The following is a 25,783-nucleotide window of genomic DNA, read 5'->3' on the forward strand; positions in this document are numbered from 1 at the left end:
TTATTAAAAGCGGGTCTCCAAGTCCTAAGCCGGCCATTCTGGTCAACTGGAAGGGTCGCGCGCTACCGCAGGGGCGCCATTTTGGGTGGTTTTGCCTGCTACTAAAATTGTAACAGTACTCATATTTGCCACTTTTTGTCCACGACCTCTTGGAGTCGGCTCGAAAAGAGTGATTTTGGGTTGTTTGCTGCGGATGTGGGGCTTGGAAACAACGCTCGGGGTGGCGAGGCGCCCAGAATTCGGTCGCAAGGAGGGCGTTCCTCGGCTGTGCCAGGAGTGTCCCTAGGTGCCGGCACATAAGGAACGTCCCTAACTGCCGGAGGGGGTGCCTGCCGTGGCAGGCACCCCCTCCGGATGTGGGAAGTTTGCGCTGCAGGTTACTTGTCGGTGCCCAGCTTGTGCGGCTTGAGAGCGAGCGCATTGACGAGCGCGTCGGTGGCAGACTTGACGGCCGCCGGCTGCGGATCGTTGACGTGATCCTCGGGATGCACGGGCAGGTCCTTCTTGACTGCATCGTGGATCAAGTTGAGGTACTCGGTCACGCCAGTGGTCGACAGGTGCGTGCCATCGCCATCGAACAGGTCGTTGCGATTGGCACTGTATCCGTACCAGTCGATAACGCGCACGTTCTTGTAGCGCGTGGCGGCGTTGGCGATGGCCTGGTTGGTAGAGCCAACCCACGGCTGCGGGCTGCGCGTGTTCACAAACACCACAATACGCTTATCTCCTGCATCGGCCATGATGGCGTCGATCTGGTCGTCGGTTACCAAGCCATTGGTTCCCAGCGCAAAGACCACGATCTTGCCGGCAAGGTTCTGTTGGAGATAGCCCTCAAATGTCGCGCGGCCCGCATCAAACTGGCGGCCCTTTTCGGCATCGATGTGACTGTGGGGGAACACGCCGTCAAAGGAATCGACGGCGCGCAGCGACACGGAGTCACCGATCATCAGCAGGTCGTAGGAGCCATCGGGGAAGCCGTCGTTGTCCTTGTCGGTGTCGTCGGCTGCCTGCTGGTCGGTGGGCGCGGTATTTTTGGCTTCCTTGTTGAGGACTTCGGCGCCCTCACCGCTCAGCGCGGAGGTCTCCGGCACAAAGACCAGGCCGCCCAGCGCGATGACAAGCACGATCCCGCAAGTGGCGCACACAGGAATATGCGCGCGCACCCAGTTGGCGGGCGTGGTGGTACCGTCGCGGAACTCGGCGACGGTGCGGCCGAAGGCGCCCTTTCTAAACGGCGTCTCGATAAAGCGATACGAACATTCGGCCACGGCGACCACCAACAACACCTGCAAAATGTACTGCCACCACGGCGTATCGTTGATGTTGGCGACCGGGTTCATGAGCAACAGCAGCGGATAGTGCCACAGGTAGATGCTGTACGAGCGCTTGCCGACCCACACGAGCGGTTCGGCGGACAGCGCGCGGGCAACCATTCCCTGGGGCTGCACGCAGGCTGCGATGACCATGAGCGTGAGGATCGAGCACAGCAGTGTGCCGCCGCGATACTGGAACGCGGTGTAGCCGTTGGTGAGCGCGACCATGGCGGCAAGGCCAACCAGACCCACGACGCCCAACACATCGATGGATGCGGGCGAGGACCAAAAACGCACGAGGGCGCTCGGCTGTGCCGGGGCGGTCTCGGCTGCTTCGTCGGCCTTCTCGCCAGGCTTGCTCTCGGCGTTCTTGCCGTGCTTGGAGGCGCCAGCCAGGCGATTGAGCCCCAAACGACGAGCGAGACGCACCGGAGCTAGGTCGCGATCGGGGATAAAGGCCATCCAGGCGCCCAGCAGCAGCGAGAAGACGCGGGTGTCGGTGCCGTAGTACACGCGGCTGGGGTCGGCGGCAGGGTTATAGAGCACCATCATGGCGATGGCGGAGACAGCAGCCAGGCCCAGAACCACGCGGCGCGTGTTGGGCTTGCTCATGTGCATGGATACCATAGCGAGCAGCAGCGGGGGCCAAACCAGGTAGAACTGTTCCTCAATGGCGAGCGACCAAAAGTGCGTAAGCGGCGAGGGGTCGCCCAGGGCGTTGAAGTACGAGACGTCCTGCATAATCTGCCACCAGTTGTTAAAGAACAGCAACGATGGCAGGATGTCGGGGCGCATCTTGGTGAGCATCACGTGGTTGAAGATGGTGCACAGAGCGCAGGTCACGAACACTACCGTTACCACGGCGGGGACCAGGCGACGGATACGGCGGATCCAGAAGCTCTTGAGGTCGATGCGGCCGGTCTTAGCGACTTCGTTGAGTAGCAGGCGTGTGATCAGATAGCCCGAAAGCACAAAGAAGATCGTGACGCCGAGCAGACCGCCCTGCGCCCACGTGAGGTTGAGGTGATAGAGCACCACCGCGACGACGGCAAGCGTGCGCAGGCCGTCAAGGGCAGGGATGTAGCGGGACTTGGGGCGAGCAGGCGTCTGCTCCGTGGCGGGAGTGTTGGCACGGCCCGCGCTGTTGGCGGAAGCGCGATGGGGGCTCGCGGTGCGTTGCGGCTCGTTGGCACGGCATTCGTCCTTCACGCGTTCGTGCGGTGCCGGCTCGTTGCCCGTGCGGCGTCGACCGCGCGAGCCCGATTGCGAGAATTGTTCCATAAAACATCATCCAATGACGAGAATAATCAGCACACATTCATTGTAGCTGCCTGCTCCTGTGAATGCTTGCTGCTGGCGCAAGCTCAAGCGCGTGTTCACATCAAAGTGAACTAAAGTTATAGAGGTGCGAGAGCACGCGATTGACGGCCGACAGCGGGTGCAGAGCCCACGGACGAGGAGGTTTCCATGGCGGATCACTGCATCGTTTCGGTGTTCGGCAGCATGAACATGGACCTTTCGGTGGCGTGCGAGCGCATGCCGCGCGCGGGCGAGACCGTCGGTGGCAGCGGTTTTATCACCAACGCCGGCGGTAAGGGCGCCAACCAGGCCGTCGCCGCCGCGCGCATGGGTGCGCACACGTGCATGATTGGCGCTGTTGGGCGCGACGCATTTGGCGATGTGCTCGTGGCGGGGCTTCAGGATGCCGGCGTGGGCGTTGAGTTTGTGACACGTCTCGATGGCGTGGAGACCGGTACCGCGACTATCATTCGCTGCGAGAGCGACAACCGCATCGTGCTGTCGCCGGGCGCCAACCATGCACTTGCGGGCGAGGACGTTGCCCGCGCACTGAGGCGCCTGGTGTGCGACGAGCTCGACGGCGACGCCAGCGAGATTGCCCCGGCTGCCGGAAGCGTCTTTATCGTCCAGGGCGAATGTGATCTGATGGCAACGGCCGCGGCGCTCTTTTGCGCTCACGAGCTGGGATTCTATACGATCTTTAACCCGGCACCCGCCTGCGACCTGCCGGCAGGAGCGTGGCCTGCGGTCGACCTGGTCTGCCCCAACGAGACCGAGTGCCAGGTGCTGACGGGCATTCTGCCCACGGATGACGCGAGTTGCGCCGCCGCGCTCAATGCGCTGCTCGACAAGGGCGCCGGGGCTGCGGTCATCACGCTAGGCGGCGCCGGCTCAGTTGCACTTGGTGATGACGGTGAGCTGCTGCGCATGCCGGCGCTTTCGAGCGAGGTGGTCGACACCACGGCTGCGGGCGATACGTTTATCGGCGCGCTTGCGGCGGCTCGTCTGGAGGGCCTGCCGCTCTTTGAGTGCATGGCGGCGGGCGCACGCGCCTCGGCGGTGACGGTGTCACGTTTGGGCGCGCAGCAGTCGATTCCCACGCATGCCGAAGTTGAGCGCATGTTTGGTTTAGACGATTAGTACAAGACGGAGAAGCGGAGTAGAACTATGGCGATTAAGAAGCTGATCCTTGATCTGGATATGGGTGTGGACGATGCGATGGCGCTTGCCTATGCCATCGCAAGCCCCGAGGTGGAGCTCGTGGGCATCACCACGTGCTTTGGCAACGTGCGCGTCGAGCAATCGGCGCACAACTGCCTGGCGGTGCTCGACCTGTTGGGTCGTCCCGAGGTGCCGGTGTACCTGGGCGCCGATCGTCCCATGAAGGCGACCGAACCCTACACGCCGCCGGCGTCCACCACGCTCATCCACGGTAAGAACGGCATCGGCGGTGCGAGCGTACCCGCGTCGCCCTACGAGCCGGTGGGGGCGACGTCGGCCGATGGCAACGCTGCGGTCGATTATCTGATCGATGCCGCGCGTACTTATGGCCCCGATTTGGTCTACGTGGCGACCGGCCCGCTCACCAATCTGGCGCTTGCCCTGGAGCGTGATGCGGCGGCGATGATGTCTATCGGCCGCGTGGTGGTGATGGGCGGCGCCCTGACCGTGCCCGGCAACGTGAGCGCGGGTGCCGAGGCCAACATGGCAAGCGACCCCGAGGCCGCCGACGCCGTGCTGCGCTCGGGTCGCAAGCTCACCATGGTGGGCCTGGACGTGACGCATCGCGTGGTGCTCACGCGCCGCGATGTTGCCGACTGGACGGGCTCGGGCACCATGGCGGGCTGCGCATTTGCGAGCATGGTCGAGCACTACATTGGCTCGTACGAGATGAACGCACCCTACCTGGGCGGCTGCGCACTGCACGATCCGCTGGCGGTTGCCGTGGCGATTGATCCCACGCTCGTGGGTGCGCTCGGCTGCAATCTTCGTGTCGACCTGCTGGGCGAGTACCGCGGCCGCACTATCTGTGACGAGCACCGTCTGTCCGATCCGGATAAGAGCGCGCTCGTGGCGCTCACCGTGGACGCCCCACGTTTCCTCGTGGAGTTTAAGGCACGCATGGCTCGCATCCTTGGCTAAACGGTTTCTGTGCCCCGTTCCAGATTAGCTACCGAGTAAATACGCCCGTTGGGGGAATAGTCGCGTCGCTTCGCTTGACAACAGGCTAAACTATCTATTAAACATTTACTATTCTGTTTAGATTGAATTTGCGGTCGTTTAGTTGTCGAGTCACGGGGCGGTCAGGCCACGATGCTCGACCGCGACCGTTACTAGGGGGAACAATGGCCAAAGCAAGTGTTCGCGAGATCAGCCGCATCACCGGTTTTTCGCCTGCGACCGTGTCCAACGCGCTCAACCGCAAGCGCAGCGTGAGCGAGGAGACCGCCAAAGTCATCCTGGAGTGCGCGCAGTCGCTCGGCTATCAGCAGTCGACGCAGCTCGAGAGCATCCAGTTTGTGCTCGCGCGCAAGACGGGCGCCATCCTGGACGAGAGCACCTTCCACCCCGCGGTCATCGAGGGCGTGGAGCGCCAGGCGCGTCGCCACGGCATGAGCACGAGCTTTGTCTCGCTCGACTTTAGCGACCTAGACGCCGTGCGTCCGCAGGTCGAGGGCCTGATCGCCGACCCGTCTGCCGCCATCGTGCTGATGGGCACCGAGCTGGGTGAGGAAGATTACGCCCTGTTCGCCAACGCTGCCGCCCACCTGATTGTGCTCGATGGCTGGAGCGATCGTCAATACTTTGATGCCGTGGTCATTGCCAACACCGATTCGGTGCTGCGTGCCGTGGACTACCTTATCGAGAAAGGCCACAAGCAAATCGGCTATCTGGCAGGCGACCTTCGCATCCGCAACTTTAAGGATCGCGAGCGCGGCTATCGCCAGGCGCTTGAGGATGCGGACCTCGAGGCAAACCCGGTATGGCGCGTCACGCTGGGCACCACGCTCGAAGGTGCCTATCGCGATATGGGTGCATGGCTCGACAGCGTCTCACGCGACGACCTGCCGACGGCTTTCTTTGCCGAGAACGACGTGCTCGCCGTGGGTGCCATGCGCGCGCTCAACGAGCACGGCATTCGCGTGCCCGAGGATGTCTCGATCATCGGCTTTGACGACCTATCGTTGGGCGCTTTCTCCAACCCGCCGCTCACCACGGTTCACGTTCCCAAGCACGAGGTGGGCGAGATCGCGGTGCGCCGCCTGGTGGGCAACATCCGCAATCCCAAGAGCTACACCTGCAAAACGGCCGTGTCGACCTATTTTGTCGAGCGCCAGAGCGTGCGCGAAATCTAGGCAGAGACGGCATCGCCTGCAGCGTGCCAAAGCTCGCTAGGGCAGTAAACATAGCGCTATTCAAAAGAGGGTCCTTCGGGGCCCTCTTTTTGTTGCCCTTGTATGTTCAGATTGTTTACATACCGTTTAGGCTGATTTCTCTACCGTTTACGAGACTTTCGCGCTAAACTTTTAAACAAAAGAGTAAAACATTTAGTAAACAGAACAAAACGAAACATGCGTCTGTTTACTGAACATGTGACTAGGGGAGGACGTACATGGACAAGATCAAGCTCGGCTTTGTGCCCACGCGCCGCAGTATCTTTAGCGCGCCGGACGCGATCAAGTATCGCGGTCTGACGGCTGATCGCCTGCGCGAGATCGGCGTCGAGATTGTGGATATCGACGACATCAACGACGAGGGCCTGCTGTTCGACGACAGCCATATCGCGCCTATCGTCGAGAAGTTCCGCGCCGAGGGCGTCGACGGCATCATGCTCTGCCACGCCAACTTTGGTACCGAGTATGTCTGCGCCCGCCTTGCCCGCGAGCTCGGCTTGCCCGTGCTGCTGTGGGGGCCGCGCGACGAGCGCCCCGAGCCCGACGGCACCCGTCTGCGTGATAGCCAGTGCGGTCTGTTCGCCACCGGCAAGGTCCTGCGCCGCTTCCAGGTTCCCTTCACCTACATGACCAACTGCCGTCTGACCGATCCCGAGTTCGAGCGCGGTGTCTGGGACTTTTTGGCCGTGTGCAACGTGGTCAAGACTTTCAAGCACACCCGCATCCTGCAGATGGCCACCCGTCCGTTCGATTTCTGGTCGACCATGTGCAACGAGGGCGAGCTGCTCGAGAAGTTCAACATCCAGCTTTCGCCCATCCCCATGACCGAGCTTGTCCAGGCCGTGCGCGACGCCCAGGCTGACGAGCAGGCCATGGCAGCCATGCTCGCCCACATTGGTGACAGCTTTGAGATCTGCATCCCCGAGGACAAGGTTCCTGCGGTCGCAGGACTCGCCATTGCCATGAAGCGCCTGGTCGAGAAGTACGGCTGCAACGCCGGCGCCATCCAGTGCTGGAACGCCCTGCAGGACGAGTTGGGCATTATGCCCTGCGCCGCCAACGCAATCCTCAACGAGATGGGCATCCCCATCGTCTGCGAGACCGACATCCATGGCGCTATCACCGCGCTGATGGTCGAGGCCGCCGACCTGGGCCGTCACCGCGGCATGTTCGCCGACTGGACCGTGCGTCATCCCGATAACGAGAACGGCGAGCTGCTGCAGCACTGCGGCCCCTGGCCCTGCAGCTGCGCGGCCGTCAAGCCCAAGCTCACCTACCCGCTGGCCTTCGATCACCCCGGCGCGCTGACGGCCGAGGCCAAGCACGGCGACCTCACCCTTGCCCGCTTTGACGGCGACAACGGCGAGTACTCGCTGCTGCTGGGCAACGCCCGCGGCATCGACGGCCCGGCCGGCATGGGCACCTACCTGTGGGTCGAGGTCGACAACCTCAAGCGCCTCGAGGCCAAGATCGTCGAGGGTCCCTACATCCACCACTGCGTCGCCATTCACGCCAACGTGGTGCCGGTGCTCTACGAGGCGTGCAAGTACATCGGCATTGTCCCCGACCTGTACGACCCCATCGAAGAAGACGTCAAAGCTTACCTGCGAGGAGAGTAGAAATGGCAACTATCGAAGAGCTTGAATCCCTGCGTTGGGACCTTCGCCGCGATTGCGTCGATATCATCATGGCTGGCGCCGGCGGGCACATCGGCGGCGACATGTCGGTCATCGATGCGCTGATGACCCTCTACGCCAATCACCTCAACATTTCTCCCGAGACCGTCGACGATCCCAACCGCGATCGCTTCGTGCTCTCCAAGGGCCACGCCATGGAGGCCTACTACGCGGTGCTCTGCCACGAGGGCTATCTGGACCTCGACGACGTCAAGGCCCGCTTCTCTAAGTTCGGCAGCCCCTACATCGGCCACCCCAACAACAAGCTCAAGGGCATCGAGATGAACTCGGGCTCGCTGGGTCATGGCCTGCCCGTGGCCGTCGGGATGGCGCTTGCCGGCAAGATGGATGGCCGCGACTACCGCGTCTACACCATCATGGGCGACGGCGAGCTTGCCGAGGGCTCGGTCTGGGAGGGCGCCATGAGCGGCGGCAACTACCAGCTCGATAACCTGTGCGCGCTCGTGGACCGCAACCGCCTGCAGATCAGCGGCAGCACCGAGGACGTCATGAAGCAGGATTCGCAGGAGGAGCGCTGGGCCGCCTTCGGTTGGAACGTGCTGTCCATTCCGGGCAACGACGTCCAGGCCATCGACGCCGCGCTGACGCTGGCCGCCGAGACCAAGGGTAAGCCCACGGTCATCATCCTCAACACGGTGAAGGGCTACGGCTCGCCGGTTATGGAGGACAAGGCCGCCTGGCATCATCACCTGCCCAACGATGAGGAATATGCCCAGATCATCGCCGATTTCGCTGCCCATAAGGAGGCTATCAATGGCTAACAAGATCGCCAACCGCAAGGCTATCTGCGACACGCTGCTCGAGGCCGCCGCAACCGATAAAGACATCGTCGTCTTGTGCTCCGACTCCCGCGGCTCCGCATCGCTCACGCCGTTCTTCGATCAGTATCCCCAGCAGTCCATTGAGGTCGGCATCGCCGAGCAGGACCTGGTGAGTATCGCCGCCGGTATGGCCTCGTGCGGCAAGAAGGCCTGGGCCGCCTCGCCGGCGTCCTTTGTGACCACGCGCTCGTATGAGCAGTGCAAGGTCGACGTTTCGTACTCCAACACCAACGTCAAGCTCATCGGCATCTCGGGCGGCGTTTCCTATGGCGCCCTCGGTATGAGCCATCACTCCGCACAGGATATCGCTGCCATGAGCGCGATTCCCAACATGCGCGTGTATCTGCCGAGCGATCGCTTCCAGACCGCCGAGCTCGTGCGCGCCCTGGTTGCCGACAACAAGCCGGCCTACATCCGCGTGGGCCGCAACCCGGTGGAGGACGTGTACACCGAGGACGAGTGCCCGTTCCAGATGGACCGCGCCACCTGGGTGCGCCGCGGCACCGATGTGGCGATCGTCGCCACCGGTGAGATGGTCCGCCACGCCGTGGACGCCGCCGACCTTTTGGCCGAGCAGGGTATCTCGGCAACGGTGCTCGATATGTACTGCGTCAAGCCGCTCGACGCCGAGGCCGTGATCGAGGCCGCCGGTGCCACGCGAGCCGTCGTGACCGTCGAGGAGCACAGTCCCTTCGGTGGCCTGGGTTCCATGGTCGCGCAGGTCGTGGGTGAGCACTGCCCGCGTCCGGTCAAGTGCCTGAGTCTACCCGATGCGCCGGCCATCACCGGTACGAGCCCCGAGGTCTTTGCGCACTACGGCCTGACGGGCGAGGGAATCGCCAAGACGGTCGTCGAGTTCCTTCCCGCAGAGTAATTGGTGCATCGGGGACAGGTTTGCACCAATTCTTTTAGGTTGAATTTTGAGCAGGCCGGCTGCGCTCTCATGAGCCGGTCGGCCACTCGCTCCTTGTCCGTCGGGTTTTAGTTTTGAATCGACGGGGGAGACAGGAGAGTACATGAGCAAATACATCATCGGAATCGATCAGTCCACACAGGGTACTAAGGCGCTGCTGGTGGACGAGGGCGGCCATCTGATCCATCGCGCCGACCGCTCGCATCGCCAGATTGTCAACGAGGCCGGCTGGGTGAGCCATGATCCAGCCGAGATCGCCGCCAACGTGCTGGCCGTGGCGCGCGCCGTGGTGGAGGAGACCGGGGTCGATCCGGCCGACGTCGCCGGCATCGGCATCTCCAACCAGCGCGAGACTACCGTTGCCTGGAATCGCACGACGGGCGAGCCGCTGTGCGATGCCGTGGTGTGGCAGTGCGCCCGCGCCCGCGAGCTGTGCGACGAGCTGGCTGCGCGCGAAGGCGTGGCCGAGCTGGTGCGTGACACGACGGGTCTGGTGCTCTCGCCCTACTATCCGGCGGGCAAGATGGCCTGGATCCTCGCGAACGTTCCCGCGGCTGCCGAGGCCGCGGCGGCGGGCGAGCTGTGCCTGGGCACCATCGATGCCTGGGTGGTCTGGACGCTCACGGGCGGCGCGGAGTTCCGCTGCGACTGGTCCAATGCCAGCCGCACGCAGCTTTTTGACCTGCGCCGTGGCTGCTGGAGCGAGCCGGTGTGCGAGGCCTTTGGTGTCAATCCGGCGTGTCTGCCGCAGGTGACCGATTCCGATGGCCTGTTCGGTACAACGGACCTGGGCGGCTTTTTGCCGGCGCCCGTGCCCATTCACGGCGTGCTCGGCGACAGCCATGCCGCCTTGTTTGCCCAGGGCTGCCATAGCCGCGGCATGGCCAAGGCGACCTATGGCACCGGAAGCTCGGTCATGATGAACGTCGGCGACGAGTTCGTCGCCAGCTCGCATGGGCTTTCGAGCTCGCTCGCATGGCGTATGGACGGTGTGACCGAGTATGTTCTCGAGGGCAACGTGAGCTACGCCGGCGCCGTCAAGACGTGGCTGCGCGACGACCTGGAACTCATCAACAATCCCGAGGAAGTCACCGACCTGTGCTACGCCGCCAATCCGGCAAGCCGTGTCTACTTTGTGCCGGCGTTCACTGGCCTGGGCGCGCCGCACTGGGCGAGCGATGCCGAGGGCTGCATCTTTGGCATGACGCGCACCACGGGCCGTGCGGAGTTCGTAAAGGCCGCTGACGAGTCGATCGCCTATCAGATCTTCGACGTGATTGATGCGATGGTCGAGGATTCGGGCGCGGCGTTGGCCGAGCTTCGTGTTGACGGCGGTCCCACGCGCGACGCGTACCTGATGCAGTTTGAGAGCGACTTGGTTGGCTCGCCCATTCGCATCGCGAGCAACGACGAGATGAGCGGTCTGGGCGCGGCCTGGGCCTGCGGCATTGCGCTGGGCATGTACACGCGCGACGTCGTCGACGTCTACGGCGCCCGCGGCATCGTGGAGTCCACCATGTCCGCCGACGAGCGCGCCAAAAAGATCGCCGGCTGGCGCCATGCCGTGAAATCTACAATCGCGTACACCGCCTAGCATGATTATTCTGAGACGGGGATTAAAAACTCATTGATCCCCGTCCCGGGCAGCTCATTTGGGACGGGGCTTTTTTGACTGGTATGATTGGTGCGACCATTCGAACCAGCTAAAAGAGCCCCGTCCCAAATTGACTACCGAGAGGAACTGCCATGGAGCGCATTGCAAGTTTTTCCGTTGACCATCTGCTGCTTGAGCCCGGCGTGTATGTGAGCCGCATCGACCGCGATCCGGCGACCGGCGCCGCCGTCACCACCTTTGACCTGCGCCTGACCACGCCCAACAAGGAGCCAGTCATGAACACGGCCGAGTGCCACACCATTGAGCATCTGGGCGCCACCTTCCTTCGCAACCATGCCGAGTGGTCGAGCCGTATCGTCTACTTTGGGCCCATGGGCTGCCGCACGGGCTTTTACCTCGTCGTTTTTGGTGAGCTGACGAGCGAGGAAATCTTGCCGCTTGTGCGTGAGCTGTTCGAGTTTGTTGCTGGCTTTGAGGGCGATATCCCCGGCGCTGCTCCCGAGGAGTGCGGCAACTACCTGGACCAGAACCTCCCCATGGCCAACTGGCTTGCGCGTCGTTATCTCGACCGCGACCTGGCCGATATCGACGAGAAGCACCTGCACTATCAGCAGGCATAGGGCCGCCCTCTGCCTCCAAACCGTTCACACGGAGATATCGACCGTTTAACTGTTTAGAAGTGTTTATTCGAGGTCATTAGCACTAGCTCGCTTAAACTAGTCCTCAGAGTGATATTCAGGCAAGGCTCCTGAAGCAGCATCTGTCGACATTGATTGTCGGATTCTGCTTCGGGAGCCTTGTTCTGTTTAGGGGGGGACGCATGGAAATTGTTAAACGAATTAATACCAGCGCTGTCCTCTGCGTCGATGGAAATGGCAGACAGTTGGTTGCATTCGGCCGTGGTCTGGGGTTTAAGAATGTCGGAGACGAGGTCCCTCTTTCGGAGATTCAACGAACGTTTTATAACGTTAGCTCTCGCTACATCGCTCTCGTTGACGAGGTCCCCGACGAGCTTCTCGAGCTTACCTCGGATGTTATTGATATGTCGACAGGTTTGCTGTCTTATGAGGTGAGCCCTAATTTGCCGTTTATCCTTGCGGACCATATCGCGTATGCGGTTAAGCGCAAAGAGCAAAATATCGTTGTCCGCATGCCTTTATCGTTTGATGTCCGCCAACAATATCCCGTCGAATTTAGAATCGGCGAGTATGCACTTAAGATAATCAGGAAACGTCTTAACGTTAGGCTTCCAGCTCATGAGGCAGTTGGAATTGCCATGGCGTTTATCAATAACATGGCCGATTCGGACTCATGCGAAGTAGTTAAAGAGTTTAGCGCGGATATCTACGATCGTGTTCTGGAGGAGTCAACCGTTGCTGTTGAAAATCGGCTTGGCATTCAAGTTGATCGGGAAGGTTTCGATTACGCAAGGTTCGCAACCCATCTTCAGTACTTATTCAATAGGTTGAACTCTGGCGAAAGCATCGTGAGCGACAACCGCAAGATGTACCTCTCGCTCAAAAAAGAATATCCGGTGGCATCAATGTGCGCCGATGATATTGCTTCTGTTCTCAGCCGACTGACGGGGCGGGAACTTATAGACGAAGAAAGACTCTACCTCATGATGCACATCAATCGAATTGCATCGAAAACAAGGTAATTAGTTGGCAAAGGCGCGCGCTTTGCTGATGGTTACATATAAAACTCAACATGGGAGAAATGGTATTTATGGCAGATACAACCAAGCTCGCTGCCGAGATTCTCGAGATGGTGGGCGGCGCAGACAACGTTACATTTGTAGCTCACTGCATGACTCGTTTAAGGTTCAACCTTAAGGACGAAAGCATCGTAGACGATGCAAAAGTCAAGGCGATTGATGGCGTGATCGACATTCGCCATTCCGCGGGGCAATATCAGGTGATTGTGGGACCTAAGGTCGATAAGGTCTATGAAATCGTTGCCAAGGAAACCGGGATTGATGCCGGAGATTCCGAGGCAAGCGAAGGAGAGACTAAGGGCTTTCTGGGAAAGCTAATGAAGCTCATCAGCGGCATCATGATGCCCGTTCTTCCTGCCTTGATCGCATGCGGAATGATAAACGCCGTCCTTAGTATTCTGACGACGGCGGGTGCTGTTTCCGCCGAGAGCGGAATATACACTCTGCTGTACGGCATGGGAAATGCCTGCATGTATTTTCTGCCCGTTCTTGTCGGATCATCTGCTGCTCAGTTCTTTGGAACCGATCGATATATCGGTGCGGTACTCGGTGCAATCCTGATTTATCCGACTTTCGTTGCTGCGGCCGGAGCGGGCGATGCGCTGGATTTGCTCGGCATGAAGTTCACAATGGTGAGCTATTCCTCCACGGTGTTTCCTGCTATCGTGGCGGCTTGGTTCGCATCCGTTCTTAATAAGTGGCTGCGGGCGGTTCTTCCCGATGTTGTGGCATTTGCGCTCGTCCCGTTCCTGACGGTTGCTGTTGCCGCCCCCGTCTCGCTCCTTGTGATCGGCCCCGTTATTCAGCAGGCGAGCTCTTTGCTTGCGACTGCAGTGCTGGCGGTCTATCAGTTCAGCCCTGTCCTTTGCGGCGTTATTCTCGGGCCGATATTCGGTCTCGTTATGATCCCCCTTGGACTCCATTGGGCCCTGATCGTGCTTTCCATCAACAATATTATGACCGTCGGCTCCGATCCTATCCTTGGACTTCTCTGCTGCAGCATGGGCGTTGTCGGCGCTTGTTTGGCGTTTGCCCTCCGCTCGAAGGACCCGAGTGAAAAGAGTCTTGGGTTCAGCTGTGCCATTACGGGCTTTTTCGGGATTACGGAACCGGCGCTGTACGGCATCATCTTGGAGCACAAGAAGATCATTATCGCTTCCATGGTCGCCGGAGCAATCAGTGCTGTTATCCCGGCGATTTTCAACACCTGTACGTTCGTTATGACGTCGAGCGGCATTTTTAGCTTCCCCGGTTATATGGATCCTTCTGGTGATATGAGCAGCCTCATCGGCGCAATTCTTTGCAATGTCGTCGGTTTAATTCTTAACTTCGTTCTCGTTTACATCCTGTATCGCCCTGATGAAGAGGCAGTAGTGGAGTAGACAATTATTTGGGATGTAAGCTGCCGAAAACCCCGCGGCAGATTGCATGTGGTGGGCTTGCCGTTGATTCACGCGAGCCCACCCTCATTTTTGGAGTGACTAGCTATGACAATTACAGCCGATATGACGTTTGGCGAAATCGCGCTCCTTCCTGAGTTCGCTGGCTTTGGCGAGCACCTTATGCTTTGCCGGCCTTCAACTTGGGAGCGCATGTGGAATAAACCCATCGGGTCTCATATGAATTCTGATGCTAATCCATATGAAACTACTCGCGTTTTGCGTGGATTGAATCGGATTGTCGAGCTCGTGGATGACGGGAGGCAAGTTGCCTACGATATATGGGATGAAGCCGACTGCATCCGTGATCCGACTCGACGCAACACGAAACTGTTCTTCTTTCCCGGGAGACCCGGGGCTCCCTTTATCATTGCGGTTTCGGGCGGAGGTTATCAGAGCGTTTGTCATCAAATGGAAGGCTTTCCCGTTGCCCCCGAGCTCAACGATGCGGGCTATAACGTGTTCGTGCTGTCATACAGGGTGAGGGTCGAGCCTTTGATGCCGCGTCCAATCGACGATTTAAATCGAGCTGTCCGTTTTGTCTTCGATAATTCAGCGAAATTTAATGTCGCAAAAAGTTATGCAGTTATCGGCTTTTCTGCTGGTGCGCATTTAACTGCCGAGTGGGGGACGGACAACAAGGGATTTGCGTCCTACGGATGCGAGGCACCCAAAGCCTTGGTCCTGTGTTATGCACCGATTGATCTTCGTGGCTTTGAGAACGCATCAGACAATAGATTTCTTGATTCGGTGTGCGGCGGGGCTGGTCGCGACTCGCTCGATGATTTCTGTATTAATCAGCATGTGTGGGAGCAGTATCCTCCGACATATCTTTGGCAATGCGCTGACGATGATATTGTATCGCCCGACAATTATGAAAAGATGGTCGATGCTCTGGATGCAGCTGGAGTACACCATGAGGGAGTCATGTATTCAGAAGGGGGGCACGCATTGATGAAGCCCCATGCGCCGGAGACCGACTACTGGTGTATGAGCGTTATTGAGTTTCTTAAAGATTATCTCGACTAGGAAGCTGCATGTCGCTTTTTGAGCGGGTGATTTCGTCATGCAATGTTTTCGGTATTGATCGTGGTCGTGGATGAATGATGTTCTAGAATGTTCATACTGTCACATAAACGAACAGGAGCGAACATGCATATCTACTCTGTATCAGATCCCGAGTTCAAATCCTATGGTCGCGTGTGGGACGACGTGCCGTCCAACCTGACCGCCCCGCTTGTCGAGGCGCTTGCGGCTACTCCCATTCCCGAGGGCACCAAGTACGTGGCCTCCGCACCCGAGCTCGAGCAGGTTGAGGGTGTCGACACGCTCGGCCTGCTCATGTACGGCGGCCGTCCGTTCCAGCCGGGCTGGTGCAACGGCCACAACACGCGCCTCAACTGTCTGGAGTATCACCGTGCCAGTGAGTTTAATTTGGGTGCGCGCGACTTTATTCTGCTGCTGGCCAAGCGCGAGCAAATTGTCGACGGCAAGCTCGACACCGCTCAGGTCAAGGCCTTTCGCGCGCCCGCCGGCACGCTCGTCGAGGTTTACGCCACCACGCTTCACTACACGCCCTGCATGGTCGACGACGGCGGCTTTCAGGTGATGGTGGCGCTGCCGGCGGGCACCAACGGCCCGCGCCCCGAGGCTGCAGCCGACATGCCTGCCGCCGGTGACAGCTACTGCTACTGGAAGGCCGACAAGTGGGTCCTCTGCCACGCCGACAGCCCCAAGGCGGCCGAGGGCGGTTACGTGGGCCTCATCGGCAAAAACCTCGACATCACCTGCGACTAGGGGCTTCCTGTTTGTCTCGATCTGTAACATCTAGCGGGCTAAATCGTCTCTACCTGTTACAGATTTAGACAAACTGCGGGGGGCTGCCCGAAAATCTCGATCTGTAACACCAAGCCCGGTTTTGGCTGCCTACCTGTTACAGATCGAGACAAACCGTCCCCAACCACCACAAAGGTGCCTGTCCCCTTTGTGGTGGTGTGGGGCGGCGGTATCAGAAAGTGTCAGACGGGGGCGGCTGCGGGGCGCCTGTGCGCGAAAAGAAGTGCCGACCTGCGCCGTTGCCGTTGAGTGGCGCGCTGCTTACGGGGATACTGAAGCCACGACAAACAGCGTGTGAAAGGATCGATGCATGGCTTTCCGTAATGACTTCCTGTGGGGCGGCGCGACGGCTGCCAACCAGTGCGAGGGCGCGTACAACGTTGACGGTCGCGGCCTGGCCAACGTGGATGTGGCACCGCACGGCCCGGAGCGTTACGCGGTGGTCTCCGGCCAGCGCAAGATGCTCGACTTCGAGGACGGCTATTACTATCCCGCGCAGACCGGCATCGATTTCTACCATCACTACAAGGAGGACATTGCCCTCTTTGCCGAGATGGGCTTTAAGACCTTTCGCATGAGCCTGGCCTGGACCCGTATCTTCCCCAACGGTGACGAGGCCGAGCCCAACGAGGCCGGCCTGGCCTTTTACGAGGACGTGTTCCGCGAGTGCCAGGCGCACGGCATCGAGCCGCTCGTGACCATCACGCACTTCGACTGCCCCGTCCACCTCATCAAGGAGTACGGCGGCTGGCGCAACCGCAAGCTCATCGACTTCTACAAGAACCTCGCGGCCACGATCTTCATCCGCTACAAGGGCCTGGTAAAGTACTGGCTTACCTTCAACGAGATCAATATGATCCTGCACCTGCCGTTTATGGGTGCCGGTCTGGTCTTTGAGGAGGGCGAGAACAAGGAGGCCGTCGAGTACCTGGCCGCCCACAACGAGCTCGTCGCCAGCGCTTGGGCAACCAAGATCGCTCACGAGATCGACCCTGAGGTCAAGATCGGTTGCATGCTTGCCGCAGGTAGCTACTACCCCTACAGCTGCCGTCCGGGCGATGTGCGCCAGGCGCAGATTGACAACCAGAGCAACTATTTCTTCGTCGACGTTCAGAGCCGCGGCTACTACCCGGCCTATGCCGTCAAGAAGCTCGAGCGTTTGGGCATCGATGTGGGCATGACGGATGAGGACCGCGAGATCCTGGCCGCCAACACCGTCGACTTCATCAGCTTTAGCTATTACAGCACCCGTTGCTCCGCCGGTGCCGATAACCCCGATGTCGAGCGCACCCAGGGCAACGCCTTCGCCGGCGCCAAGAACCCCTACCTGCAGGAGAGCCAGTGGGGCTGGGCCATCGATCCGCTGGGCTTCCGCATCACCCTCAACGACCTGTACGACCGTTATCAGAAGCCGCTGTTTGTGGTCGAGAACGGTCTGGGCGCCAAGGATGTTGTCGAGGAGGATGGCTCCATCAACGACGACTACCGTATCGACTACCTGCGCCAGCATATCGCCGCGATGCGCGATGCGGTGACCGAGGACGGCGTTGACCTGCTGGGCTACACTACCTGGGGTCCGATCGACCTGGTGTCTGCCGGCACGGGCGAGATGTCCAAGCGCTACGGCTTTATCTATGTCGACCGCGATGATGCGGGCAACGGCACCCTCAAGCGTTCCAAAAAGAAGAGCTTCGACTGGTACAAACACGTCATCGAGACGAACGGCGAGGACCTGGCCTAAGGCTTCCCAACAACCATAGCCTCCTAACCAAAACGCCCGGCGAGCAGTTAATGCCCGCCGGGCGTTTTGTTAAGAAGTGAAAGCACTCATTGGGGACGTACTTAAATGAGTACCCGCAGAATGAGAGTGGATAATCTCCCGTTTTTAGCCTGTTTGTGGGCTCAAAGTGGGAGATTATCCACTCTCGCCATTTGGGCGTCCAAAAATCCTCGCTCGTTTTGTCTTAGTCATTGGGGACGTTCTTAAACGGCTAGTCGCTGGGGACACCCTTTGCCGTCTGCGGATTTTGGGACATGTGGCCCGCTTTTTGGGCCCGCCTGTCGGTACACTAAAAGCACTATGGGTACCCGCGAGCGACATATCGGCCACGCGGCCGCCCGATCCGCACCCGTGGCGGATCCCAAGGGCGGCAGGCTCTTCGCCATGCCGCGATTCCTTGTTGGTATAACACATCAGGTGTACCGTCACCGCGTCTTTGCTATCGCCGGCGCCATCACCGTGCTGTTCCTCATGCTTTTGGCAGTCTTGCCGGCACTGTTCGCCTCCGACCCCAAGCTTTCCAACACCGTGCCCGCCTATAGCGAGGTGTCCGAAGAGGTCGTGGATGCGCTCGTCCACTCGAGCTCTCTCCCGCTGCTTGTCGCTGCAATTGCATTTTCAATCTGGGGTGTGTTGGCGTACCTACGCTGCTTGGACTACGTCTTGCGCCGCCGCCTTGTTGCCATCGCCGCCATTTGTGCCCTGTGGATGATCGAGGTCATCCTCAAATATAAGTCGTTCACGCCGTTCTATGCCACCGTGCTGTGGTACCTGTACTACGTGCCCATGACGCTCATTCCGCTGATCTACCAGCTGTGCGGTCTGCGCCTCGCGGGTTTGGAACAGCATCGTATGGGGCGTCGGTACCGCACCGTTTTGTGGGTCATGGCTGTCCTGCTTATCGGCTTTGTGCTTACTAACGATGTTCATCAGCAGGTCTTCCATTTCGATCGATCGAGTGGAACCTGGAGCAACGATTACACATATGGTTGGGGCTACGGTACCGTTCTGGTATGGACAGCCTTTAACTTCGTTGCCTTTTTTATCTTGGTAGGACGGTCCTCGTCTTTTCGTATTCAGCGTTTCTCGGGCACGGCCGCGCTTGTCCTATTGGGCGGCGCGTTCTTTGCCATTTCATATGCGCTGCGTGTGCCCTGGGCATGGAGGCTTAATTTTTCACTTGTCTACTGCGTCCTGTGCGTGGTGGCGATGGAAATCTGTCTCGATTGCGGTGTCATCCCGTCGTACCACGATATCGCCGGTATTTTCGGCACCTTGCCGCTTGACCTCAAAGTTCTAACGCGTGACCTGCAGGAAGTCTATGTCACGCCGGTGTCAAAGCCAATGCCGGTAGGCGTGCGTGAGGAGTTGCGGGCCCAAGAGCACGGGCACGCTCACGCCTTTGCCGTGGCGTCCGATCCCGATGTAATGTATCGCGCCTTTCCGCTGCTGGGTGGATCGGCTCTCCTTGCCCAGGACGTCTCGGAGCTCAACGAACTCAATCGCGAACTGGCGCATCGTCGCATGGAGCTGCAACGCCAAAATGAGCTGCTTGCCGCCGACTACGACCTTAAGACACATTTGGCAGACCAAGAGGCCGAGACCTTACTGGTCCAAGACGTGGACCAAGCGCTTGCCCGTGCGCTCGAAGGGATGTACGACCTGCTGAGCTCGCTGCCGCCGTTGACCGATGAGGCATCTTCGCACGAGCGTTACCGCATGCTGCAGCGCGCCAAGATGCTCGTCGCCTATTGCAAACGCAAGGGGTCGCTCACGTTGGCACAGCACGGGGAGAGCGGTTTTGACCGCGACCGCATTCAGCTCATCGCCAACGAGCTTGCAAGTGACCTGCGCACCATCGATGTCGATTGCGCCTCGATTATCGCCATACGGCGCCCGATGCACGCCAGTACGGTAAGCGCCCTGTACGACTGCGTGTATGACTTTGCGTTTTTTGCCTACACCACCGACCATCCGGCGCTTATGTATCACTTGGGCGACCATGACCGGTGCAGTGTCGAGCTGCGCGCCACGCTATTTTCCAACGATGATGAAGATCTTTCGCAGACGCCCGCTGCGCAAGAGCTCGAAAGCGCTCTGCAAGGGCGCAACGTGGCATACCGCCTTGAGGGCGAGCCCGGCCAGCTGCGTATGATCGTCTTGATGCCGAGGGCGGGTGAGTGACGATGCAGATTTCGTTCATCCTTCCCCAAATCGTTGCGCTCGATGTTGTCTTTGCCCTGGCTGCGTGTCTGCAGATGATCCACTTCCCGCTCATCGCATCGCGCCGCTCGTCCTATAACCGTAAGGTGATTTGCGCCTACGAGACGAGCCTTGTGCTTCACCTGATGATTTCGGCGCTCATCTTATTCGCGTCGTCTGGCTCGTATCTGGTGGCGCCGCTTGACGTTTGCGCCAGGGCAATGGGCGGAGTGCTGTGGCTCAATGCCGCGATCTTTGCCTATGGCGTGGTCCTTATGGTGCACTATCGTCGCCCTGTCATGCTGGCCGAGCTGCTGCTTGTTGGCGCCGTGACACCGCCGGTGGTTTTTGCCATGGGCTCGGTGTGGGCCGTTGTCCTTATCGCAGAGGGAGCGTTCTTCCTGTTCCGTTCCGTCGCGGCGCTCTTGATGGACGTCCGTAACCGCCAGGAGGATATCACCGCGTTCTCGACGATCGAAACCATCAACGTGATTCCCGTGGGCATCCTGTATCTGGACTCGAGGGGCCGTCCACTGCTCATGAACCGCTGCATGCGTAAAAACCTGGTGGAGCTTCATATGCCCACCGACCTAGGCGATATGAGCGGTACATGGAACGACCTGCGCAAGCTCAGCATGCAAATGCCCGAAGGCGGTAAGAACCGCGTGCGGATCAACCTGGACCGCTTTGGTGAGGCGCGTGCGGTGGTCGAGGTTTCTCCCGCCGAGATTCGCCTGTTTGTGTGCGATGGCGTTATGGTCTCGGGCCGTTCGTTCGAGCGCATAATCGGTCTGGATGTGACAGAGTATGCGCATGCGCATGACCGCCTGGCGCAGGCCAACCACCTGCTTGAGCTTGCGGGCCAAGAGCTCCAGGCCCAGATCGAAGAAGTCAAAAAGGTTGCTGACAATGCGGCCTATCTGCGTATGCGCGCTCGCGTGCACGACGTGATCGGGCAGCGTCTGTCCATCCTCCATCGCTATTTGGAGGAGGGGCGCTTGGACGACGAGTCGCTCGAGCAGATCGACCCGCTGCTGCGCTCAATCGCTGCCGATCTGCGCAGCGGGGGCGACACCGAACCGGCAGAGCAACTGGGCGATATCGTCCATGCTTTTGGCCTGGTGAGCGTGCAGATCGATGTTGAGGGTGCGCTGCCTGAGGACGCGCGTGTCGCCGCCGCCTTTTTGCAGATTATCCGCGAGGCCTCGACCAACGCCACCAAGCATGCGCAGGCGCATCGGGTCCATGTGCGCTTGTGGCAGGAGAGGACGGATGCTGACGCCGTCGCGCACATGACGATTTCTAACGACGGGTCCCCGGCCCCCGTATCGTATCGCGAGGGAACGGGTATCCCAGGTATGAGGCATGTCGCGCAAGATCTGGGTGGCAGCCTAGAGGTCCACGCCGCCCCGCCCTTTACGCTTACGGTGTCCATTCCGCTTAACGCCAACGACACCTCCCAAAGGAGAAGCTCATGATCCGCGTGTTAATTGTCGAAGACCAGGCCATTCTGCGCGAGAGCCTCGCGCGTTCCGTTGGCGACCAGCCCGATATGACCGTTGTCGCCGCAATCGCCGATGCTTCCGAAGCCCTCGATGTCGTACTCAAGGAGCGCCCGGACATGATACTGATGGACGTGTGCACCGAGCACGATTCCAACGGCATCGTGGCGGCGGCACGCATCAAGGAGCAGCTGCCCGAGTGTCGCATCATTATCATGACAGGCATGCCCGAGATCACCTTTGTCGATCAGGCCCGCGAGGCGGGCGTCGATAGCTTTGTGTACAAGAACGTCGGTATCGACGAGCTGTTCGCCGTGATGCGCTCCACGCTGGCGGGTTACTGCACGTTTCCCAAGCCGCCCGAGAGCATTTTTTCGGGTACAGCAGCCCTCGACGATGTCGAGCTATCGATTTTGCGCCTTGCCTGCGAGGGCAAAAGTCGTCGCGAGATCGCGGCCGAGCTGTTTATGAGTGAGGGCACCATCAAGCGCCGCATCTCGGAGATCCTGAGCAAGACCGGCTACGACAACATCATGCGCCTGGCCGTGCATGCGGTGACCGAGGGTAGCATCGTTCCCAACATGGAGCGCTAACGCTCGCTACGCATCGGCATAAAAGCGACGGGGCCGCAGGATTATCTCCTGCGGCCCCGCCTGACATGTGCGCGGATGTGTCCGCCAATCCGCGGCTGATGTTACGTGCCGTTACGCGATGGTTGCGCTGTAGGAGGCAACGTCCTCGTAGGAATCGGTCAGGTAGGCGTCGATACCGATGGTCGTGTTGACCAGGCTGTCGAAGCTGTCAAGCGTGCCCTTCGAGAAGGTGAACTCTTCGGTGGCGTTGGTGCCGGGCATCAGGTGGGCCGAGAACCAGGCTTCCTTCATGGTGCCGTTGACGTTTGTCTTGCCGGTGGGAGCGTAGAAGGTCAGGTCCTTGTCGCTCTTGTTGACGATGTTGACGACAAAGCCGATGTCGCCCCAGTCGTCCTGGAACTTCTCGGTGATGGTGATGGTGCACAGATCGTCATCGGCGACGGTGACGGCGGGGGATATTTCGACGCTCTGGACATCGCCGTCTTCGACGGCCTCCTCGACTTCCTCTTCCTTCTCGGCGGCCTCGCGATCCTTCTTCACGGTACCGGATAGGTCCTTATCGGACTTGCTAAAGATGAGCTTGTCCTCGCCGTCCTCAAGGACAAGCTTGCCGTCCTCGAGCTTCACGTCGGTCGTCTCCTTGTCGACGGTGATACTCGCGGTGGTAGCGTCCTTGGCCTCCCACTTTAGGTCGGAAACTTCGGAGAACAAATCGAGGCTGCCCGTGCCGTCTTCGTCCAGGACCAAGATGCAGCTGATGCCCCATTCCTCGAACATATCCATATACTCATCGGTCAGCTCTTCGCCCTCCGTGGTTCCACCCGAGAGCTTCCAGCTGCCGACAAAGTTGGCCTTGGGGTCTTTGCCGCCGCTGCAGCCCGTGAGGGCAAAGGCGAGCGCCAAGACGCATGTCAGAAATGCGAGCGCGGACTTTTTGAACGTTGTCTTCATGGTGTCCTCCTTCTTGTGTGAAAACCCATAGAAGCAAATGCGGGGGTGGCGGACCCCCCGTCAATTACCAGATAGAGGGGCTAGGGCCGGGGCGTTCCGCAGTTGCTGCAGAACTTGCCGCCGTTTTCGCTGCCGCAGTTGGGGCAGAACCACTTGGCCGGTGCCGGGGCGGGTGCGGGACTGCCGCACTCGGAGCAGAACTTGCCGGTGTTGGTGGCGCCGCAGCTGCAGGTCCATGTGCCGGCCGCGGGGGCAGCGGCAGGAGCCGGTGCGGGAGCGGGTGCCGGAGCCGGCTGCGGGGCGGCCTGCTGCTGTGCCTGGCCGGCGGCGAACAGCTGGCTGGCGTTCATGCCGCCCATGCCACCTGCCATGCCCATGCCCATAAAGCCTGCCATCGCGCCGTTGGGATTGGCGGCTGCCGCGCGCATTGCGTCGCTCTGGGCGCTGGCAATGTTGGCTGCCGCCATAGTGGGATCGCGCATGACGGCGGCTTTCTGCAGGTCCTTGATCATCTGCTCGTCCTCTTGCGAGGCAGCGATGGAGTTGACGCCAAAGCTCACGATCTCGACGCCGCGCAGGTCACGCCAGTCGGCAGAGAGGACCTCGTTGAGCGCGCGGGCGAGCTCGGTGGTGTGGCCGGGGATGGCGCTGTAGCGGATGCCCATTTCCGAGATCTTGGCAAAGGCGGGCTGCAGGGCGGTGAGCAGCTCGGACTTAAGCTGGCTGTCGATCTTGTCGCGCGTGTAGCTATCGGTCACGTTGCCGCACACGTTGGTGTAGAACAGCAGCGGGTTGGTGATGCGGTACGAGTACTCGCCGTTGCAGCGCACGGAGATGTCAACGTCCAGGCCAATGTTGTTATCGACCACGCGGAAGGGCACGGGCGAGGCGGTGCCGTACTTGTTGCCGATGATCTCCTTGGTGTTGATGAAGTAGACGCGCTGGTCCTTGCCCGCGTCGCCGCCAAAGGTAAAGCGGCTGCCGATATTGGCGAAGGTCTCCTTGATGGAATCGCCCAGGTTGCCGCTAAAGACGCTCGGCTCGCTGCCGGTATCGAAGACGAACTCACCAGGCTCCAGCGCGACTTCGATGATCTTGCCGTTTTGCACCACGAGCATGCCCTGGCCGTCGTTGACGGCGATGACCGAGCCGTTGGAGATGACGTTGTCCTCGCCGCGCGTGTTGGAGCTGCGGCCACCGGTGCGTTTGCTGCCCTTGCAGGCCAAGACGTCAGCAGGCATCGATTCGCAGTAGATAAATTCCTTCCACTGGTCGGCCATGACGCCGCCGGCAGCTCCCAATCCAGCTTTCAAGAGTCCCATGGTGATCTTCCTTTCTCGTCAAAGGCCGGGTGGTATTGGTCGGATTGCTTAGTCGTCCTTGTCGTCTTTCATGACAACGGTGGTCTCGGTGTGGTTGAAGGTGTCGTGCTTCTCGGTCAGGTCGAGCTCGCCGCAGTACTCGTCGGCGTGGGTGGCCTCGTTGGCCGTCTTGAGCTGGCCTACCAGTAGCACGTCTCCGATAATCACGATGATCAGCGGCGCGACGATGTTGATGAGGATGCCCTCGATATCAAAGGCGAGGTAATCCGGATCGAAGGCGTTCTCACCCATAAAGAGAATCTGGGAGAGGATAAATCCGATCACAAAGAACAGCACCGAGGCAATAGCGAGCTTGGGCTTGGAGCAGGGGAGCTCGCCGACCAAGCGGCCGGTTTGGCCGTTCATGGCAAACAGGTAGCTCTTGCCGTTCCACGAGGTGGAGAGCATCCAGACGGGGAACAGGGCGTAGTCGCTGTCTTCCCAGGTGTAGTCGAGCTGCTTGCTTTCGACCGTGGCATCGTCATATTCGTCGACGACGGTCTCGCGCAGGGCCGAGATCGTGCTCTCCTCCATACGGCGCTCGGCGCGCGCCTTGCAGGTCTCGCAGTCCTCGTCGTAACGGTTGGCGATGTAGCCGGGCATATATGCGACCGAGAACGGACGCAGTGCGTCGTAGTCAAACGGCTCGATGGCGTCCATGTGGCCGTCGGGCATCTTGGACGATCCGTCGACGGGCACGCGCTTAAACGAGATATTGCCCTTGCGATAGGCGTCGTAGTGGTCGGTGGTCGTGACGGTGCGGTCGGATTCCTCGGTCACGGTCTCGTTGGTCGCGTCAAAGTACACTTCGCCGTCAACGCGGGCGCCGTAGAGCCAAAACGGCACGTAGACACCTTGGACCTCGTCGATGTGGTTGCCGGTGACAAAGCTCTTGGGCAGCAAGATTTTGCCCTTGTAGTGTTCCTTGAGTGCGGCCGTGACGTCGTCGCGCCCGAGCTTAAACGGAATCACCAGGTCGGGCGAGAAGTCGCCCGAGAGCTGGCCGGGCGCCACGGCAGAGTTGCCGCAGTACGGGCAGGTGGTGACGGCGACGGTGCCGTCGGACACGAGCTCGGCGCCGCACGACGAGCAGATGTAGCCGGCGTTTTGGGCGAGCTCCTGCACCGCGTCGTCGGCGACGGGCTTGGGCGTTGCGGCTGCCGCATCGGCTTTGGCATCTGCCTTGTCCTGGCGCTCGCGATAGAGGGCCTCGACTTCTTCGACTTCAAAACGCGAATCGCAGTAGTCGCAGACGAGCTTTTGCTCGGCACTGGCAAAGTGAAGGGGGCCGCCACACGCGGGGCACTGATAGTTGACGCTCTCGAAGGCCATGATCGGTCCTTTCCGTG

20 protein-coding genes are annotated in these 25,783 nt (G+C 60.1%); 16 read left to right on the forward strand and 4 right to left on the reverse strand.

Going from position 1 to position 25,783, the window contains the following annotated elements; genetic code table 11:
• Positions 1-377 precede the first annotated feature (377 nt).
• Positions 378-2,594: an acyltransferase family protein gene (locus DXD39_RS06365; protein ID WP_117803516.1), complete on the reverse strand. Its 2,217-nt coding sequence runs from the start codon at positions 2,592-2,594 to the stop codon at positions 378-380.
• Between the two features lie 186 nt (positions 2,595-2,780).
• On the opposite strand from DXD39_RS06365, the gene DXD39_RS06370 reads away from it, so the two are divergent.
• From DXD39_RS06370 to DXD39_RS06445, 16 genes are all read left to right on the forward strand, one after another.
• Positions 2,781-3,752 carry a ribokinase gene (locus DXD39_RS06370; RefSeq protein ID WP_117803517.1) on the forward strand — a complete coding sequence of 324 codons (972 nt, stop codon included), beginning with the start codon at positions 2,781-2,783 and terminating at the stop codon, positions 3,750-3,752.
• A gap of 27 nt (positions 3,753-3,779) precedes the next feature.
• Positions 3,780-4,754, forward strand: coding sequence for a nucleoside hydrolase (locus DXD39_RS06375; RefSeq protein ID WP_117803518.1), 975 nt, complete (start codon positions 3,780-3,782; stop codon positions 4,752-4,754).
• A 203-nt stretch (positions 4,755-4,957) separates the two neighbouring features.
• Positions 4,958-5,968, forward strand: coding sequence for a LacI family DNA-binding transcriptional regulator (locus tag DXD39_RS06380; protein WP_117803519.1), 1,011 nt, complete (start codon positions 4,958-4,960; stop codon positions 5,966-5,968).
• A gap of 257 nt (positions 5,969-6,225) precedes the next feature.
• Positions 6,226-7,626, forward strand: a complete 1,401-nt coding sequence (locus tag DXD39_RS06385; RefSeq protein ID WP_117646434.1) for an L-fucose/L-arabinose isomerase family protein — start codon at positions 6,226-6,228, stop codon at positions 7,624-7,626.
• Between the two features lie 2 nt (positions 7,627-7,628).
• Positions 7,629-8,465, forward strand: coding sequence for a transketolase (locus DXD39_RS06390; RefSeq protein ID WP_197736868.1), 837 nt, complete (start codon positions 7,629-7,631; stop codon positions 8,463-8,465).
• Positions 8,458-9,399, forward strand: coding sequence for a transketolase family protein (locus tag DXD39_RS06395; RefSeq protein ID WP_117803520.1), 942 nt, complete (start codon positions 8,458-8,460; stop codon positions 9,397-9,399). The genes DXD39_RS06390 and DXD39_RS06395 overlap by 8 nt, the downstream gene beginning before the upstream one ends.
• 142 nt (positions 9,400-9,541) lie before the next feature.
• Positions 9,542-11,032 carry a glycerol kinase GlpK gene (locus tag DXD39_RS06400; RefSeq protein ID WP_117803521.1) on the forward strand — a complete coding sequence of 497 codons (1,491 nt, stop codon included), beginning with the start codon at positions 9,542-9,544 and terminating at the stop codon, positions 11,030-11,032.
• A gap of 152 nt (positions 11,033-11,184) precedes the next feature.
• Positions 11,185-11,673, forward strand: coding sequence for an S-ribosylhomocysteine lyase (locus DXD39_RS06405; protein WP_117640520.1), 489 nt, complete (start codon positions 11,185-11,187; stop codon positions 11,671-11,673).
• A 200-nt stretch (positions 11,674-11,873) separates the two neighbouring features.
• The gene (locus DXD39_RS06410; RefSeq protein ID WP_117646431.1) at positions 11,874-12,713 is read left to right on the forward strand and encodes a PRD domain-containing protein; all 840 of its coding nucleotides are present in this window, start codon (positions 11,874-11,876) and stop codon (positions 12,711-12,713) included.
• Between the two features lie 68 nt (positions 12,714-12,781).
• The gene (locus DXD39_RS06415) at positions 12,782-14,152 is read left to right on the forward strand and encodes a PTS transporter subunit EIIC (protein WP_158565462.1); all 1,371 of its coding nucleotides are present in this window, start codon (positions 12,782-12,784) and stop codon (positions 14,150-14,152) included.
• Positions 14,153-14,257: 105 nt separating this feature from the next.
• Positions 14,258-15,238, forward strand: a complete 981-nt coding sequence (locus tag DXD39_RS06420; protein ID WP_117803523.1) for an alpha/beta hydrolase — start codon at positions 14,258-14,260, stop codon at positions 15,236-15,238.
• Between the two features lie 123 nt (positions 15,239-15,361).
• Positions 15,362-16,006: a DUF4867 family protein gene (locus tag DXD39_RS06425; protein WP_117803524.1), complete on the forward strand. Its 645-nt coding sequence runs from the start codon at positions 15,362-15,364 to the stop codon at positions 16,004-16,006.
• A gap of 349 nt (positions 16,007-16,355) precedes the next feature.
• On the forward strand, positions 16,356-17,786 hold the full coding sequence (locus tag DXD39_RS06430) for a 6-phospho-beta-glucosidase (RefSeq protein WP_117803525.1): 1,431 nt from the start codon (positions 16,356-16,358) through the stop codon (positions 17,784-17,786).
• Positions 17,787-18,125: 339 nt separating this feature from the next.
• Positions 18,126-20,009: a histidine kinase N-terminal 7TM domain-containing protein gene (locus DXD39_RS06435; protein WP_117803526.1), complete on the forward strand. Its 1,884-nt coding sequence runs from the start codon at positions 18,126-18,128 to the stop codon at positions 20,007-20,009.
• A gap of 2 nt (positions 20,010-20,011) precedes the next feature.
• Entirely contained in the window at positions 20,012-21,505 is a 1,494-nt protein-coding gene (locus tag DXD39_RS06440; RefSeq protein WP_117803527.1) for a sensor histidine kinase, read from the forward strand.
• Positions 21,502-22,122, forward strand: coding sequence for a response regulator transcription factor (locus tag DXD39_RS06445; RefSeq protein WP_117803528.1), 621 nt, complete (start codon positions 21,502-21,504; stop codon positions 22,120-22,122). Before DXD39_RS06440 ends, DXD39_RS06445 begins: the two co-directional genes overlap by 4 nt.
• A gap of 111 nt (positions 22,123-22,233) precedes the next feature.
• Here DXD39_RS06445 and DXD39_RS06450 read toward each other — a convergent pair whose 3' ends face one another.
• From DXD39_RS06450 to DXD39_RS06460, 3 genes are all read right to left on the reverse strand, one after another.
• On the reverse strand, positions 22,234-23,073 hold the full coding sequence (locus DXD39_RS06450; protein ID WP_117803529.1) for a hypothetical protein: 840 nt from the start codon (positions 23,071-23,073) through the stop codon (positions 22,234-22,236).
• Positions 23,074-23,153: 80 nt separating this feature from the next.
• Positions 23,154-24,395 carry an SPFH domain-containing protein gene (locus DXD39_RS06455; RefSeq protein WP_089573532.1) on the reverse strand — a complete coding sequence of 414 codons (1,242 nt, stop codon included), beginning with the start codon at positions 24,393-24,395 and terminating at the stop codon, positions 23,154-23,156.
• Between the two features lie 48 nt (positions 24,396-24,443).
• Entirely contained in the window at positions 24,444-25,766 is a 1,323-nt protein-coding gene (locus tag DXD39_RS06460; RefSeq protein ID WP_117803530.1) for a hypothetical protein, read from the reverse strand.
• Positions 25,767-25,783 lie beyond the last annotated feature (17 nt).

Source organism: Collinsella sp. TM04-29, from assembly GCF_003466565.1.
Classification (GTDB): Bacteria; Actinomycetota; Coriobacteriia; order Coriobacteriales; family Coriobacteriaceae; genus Collinsella.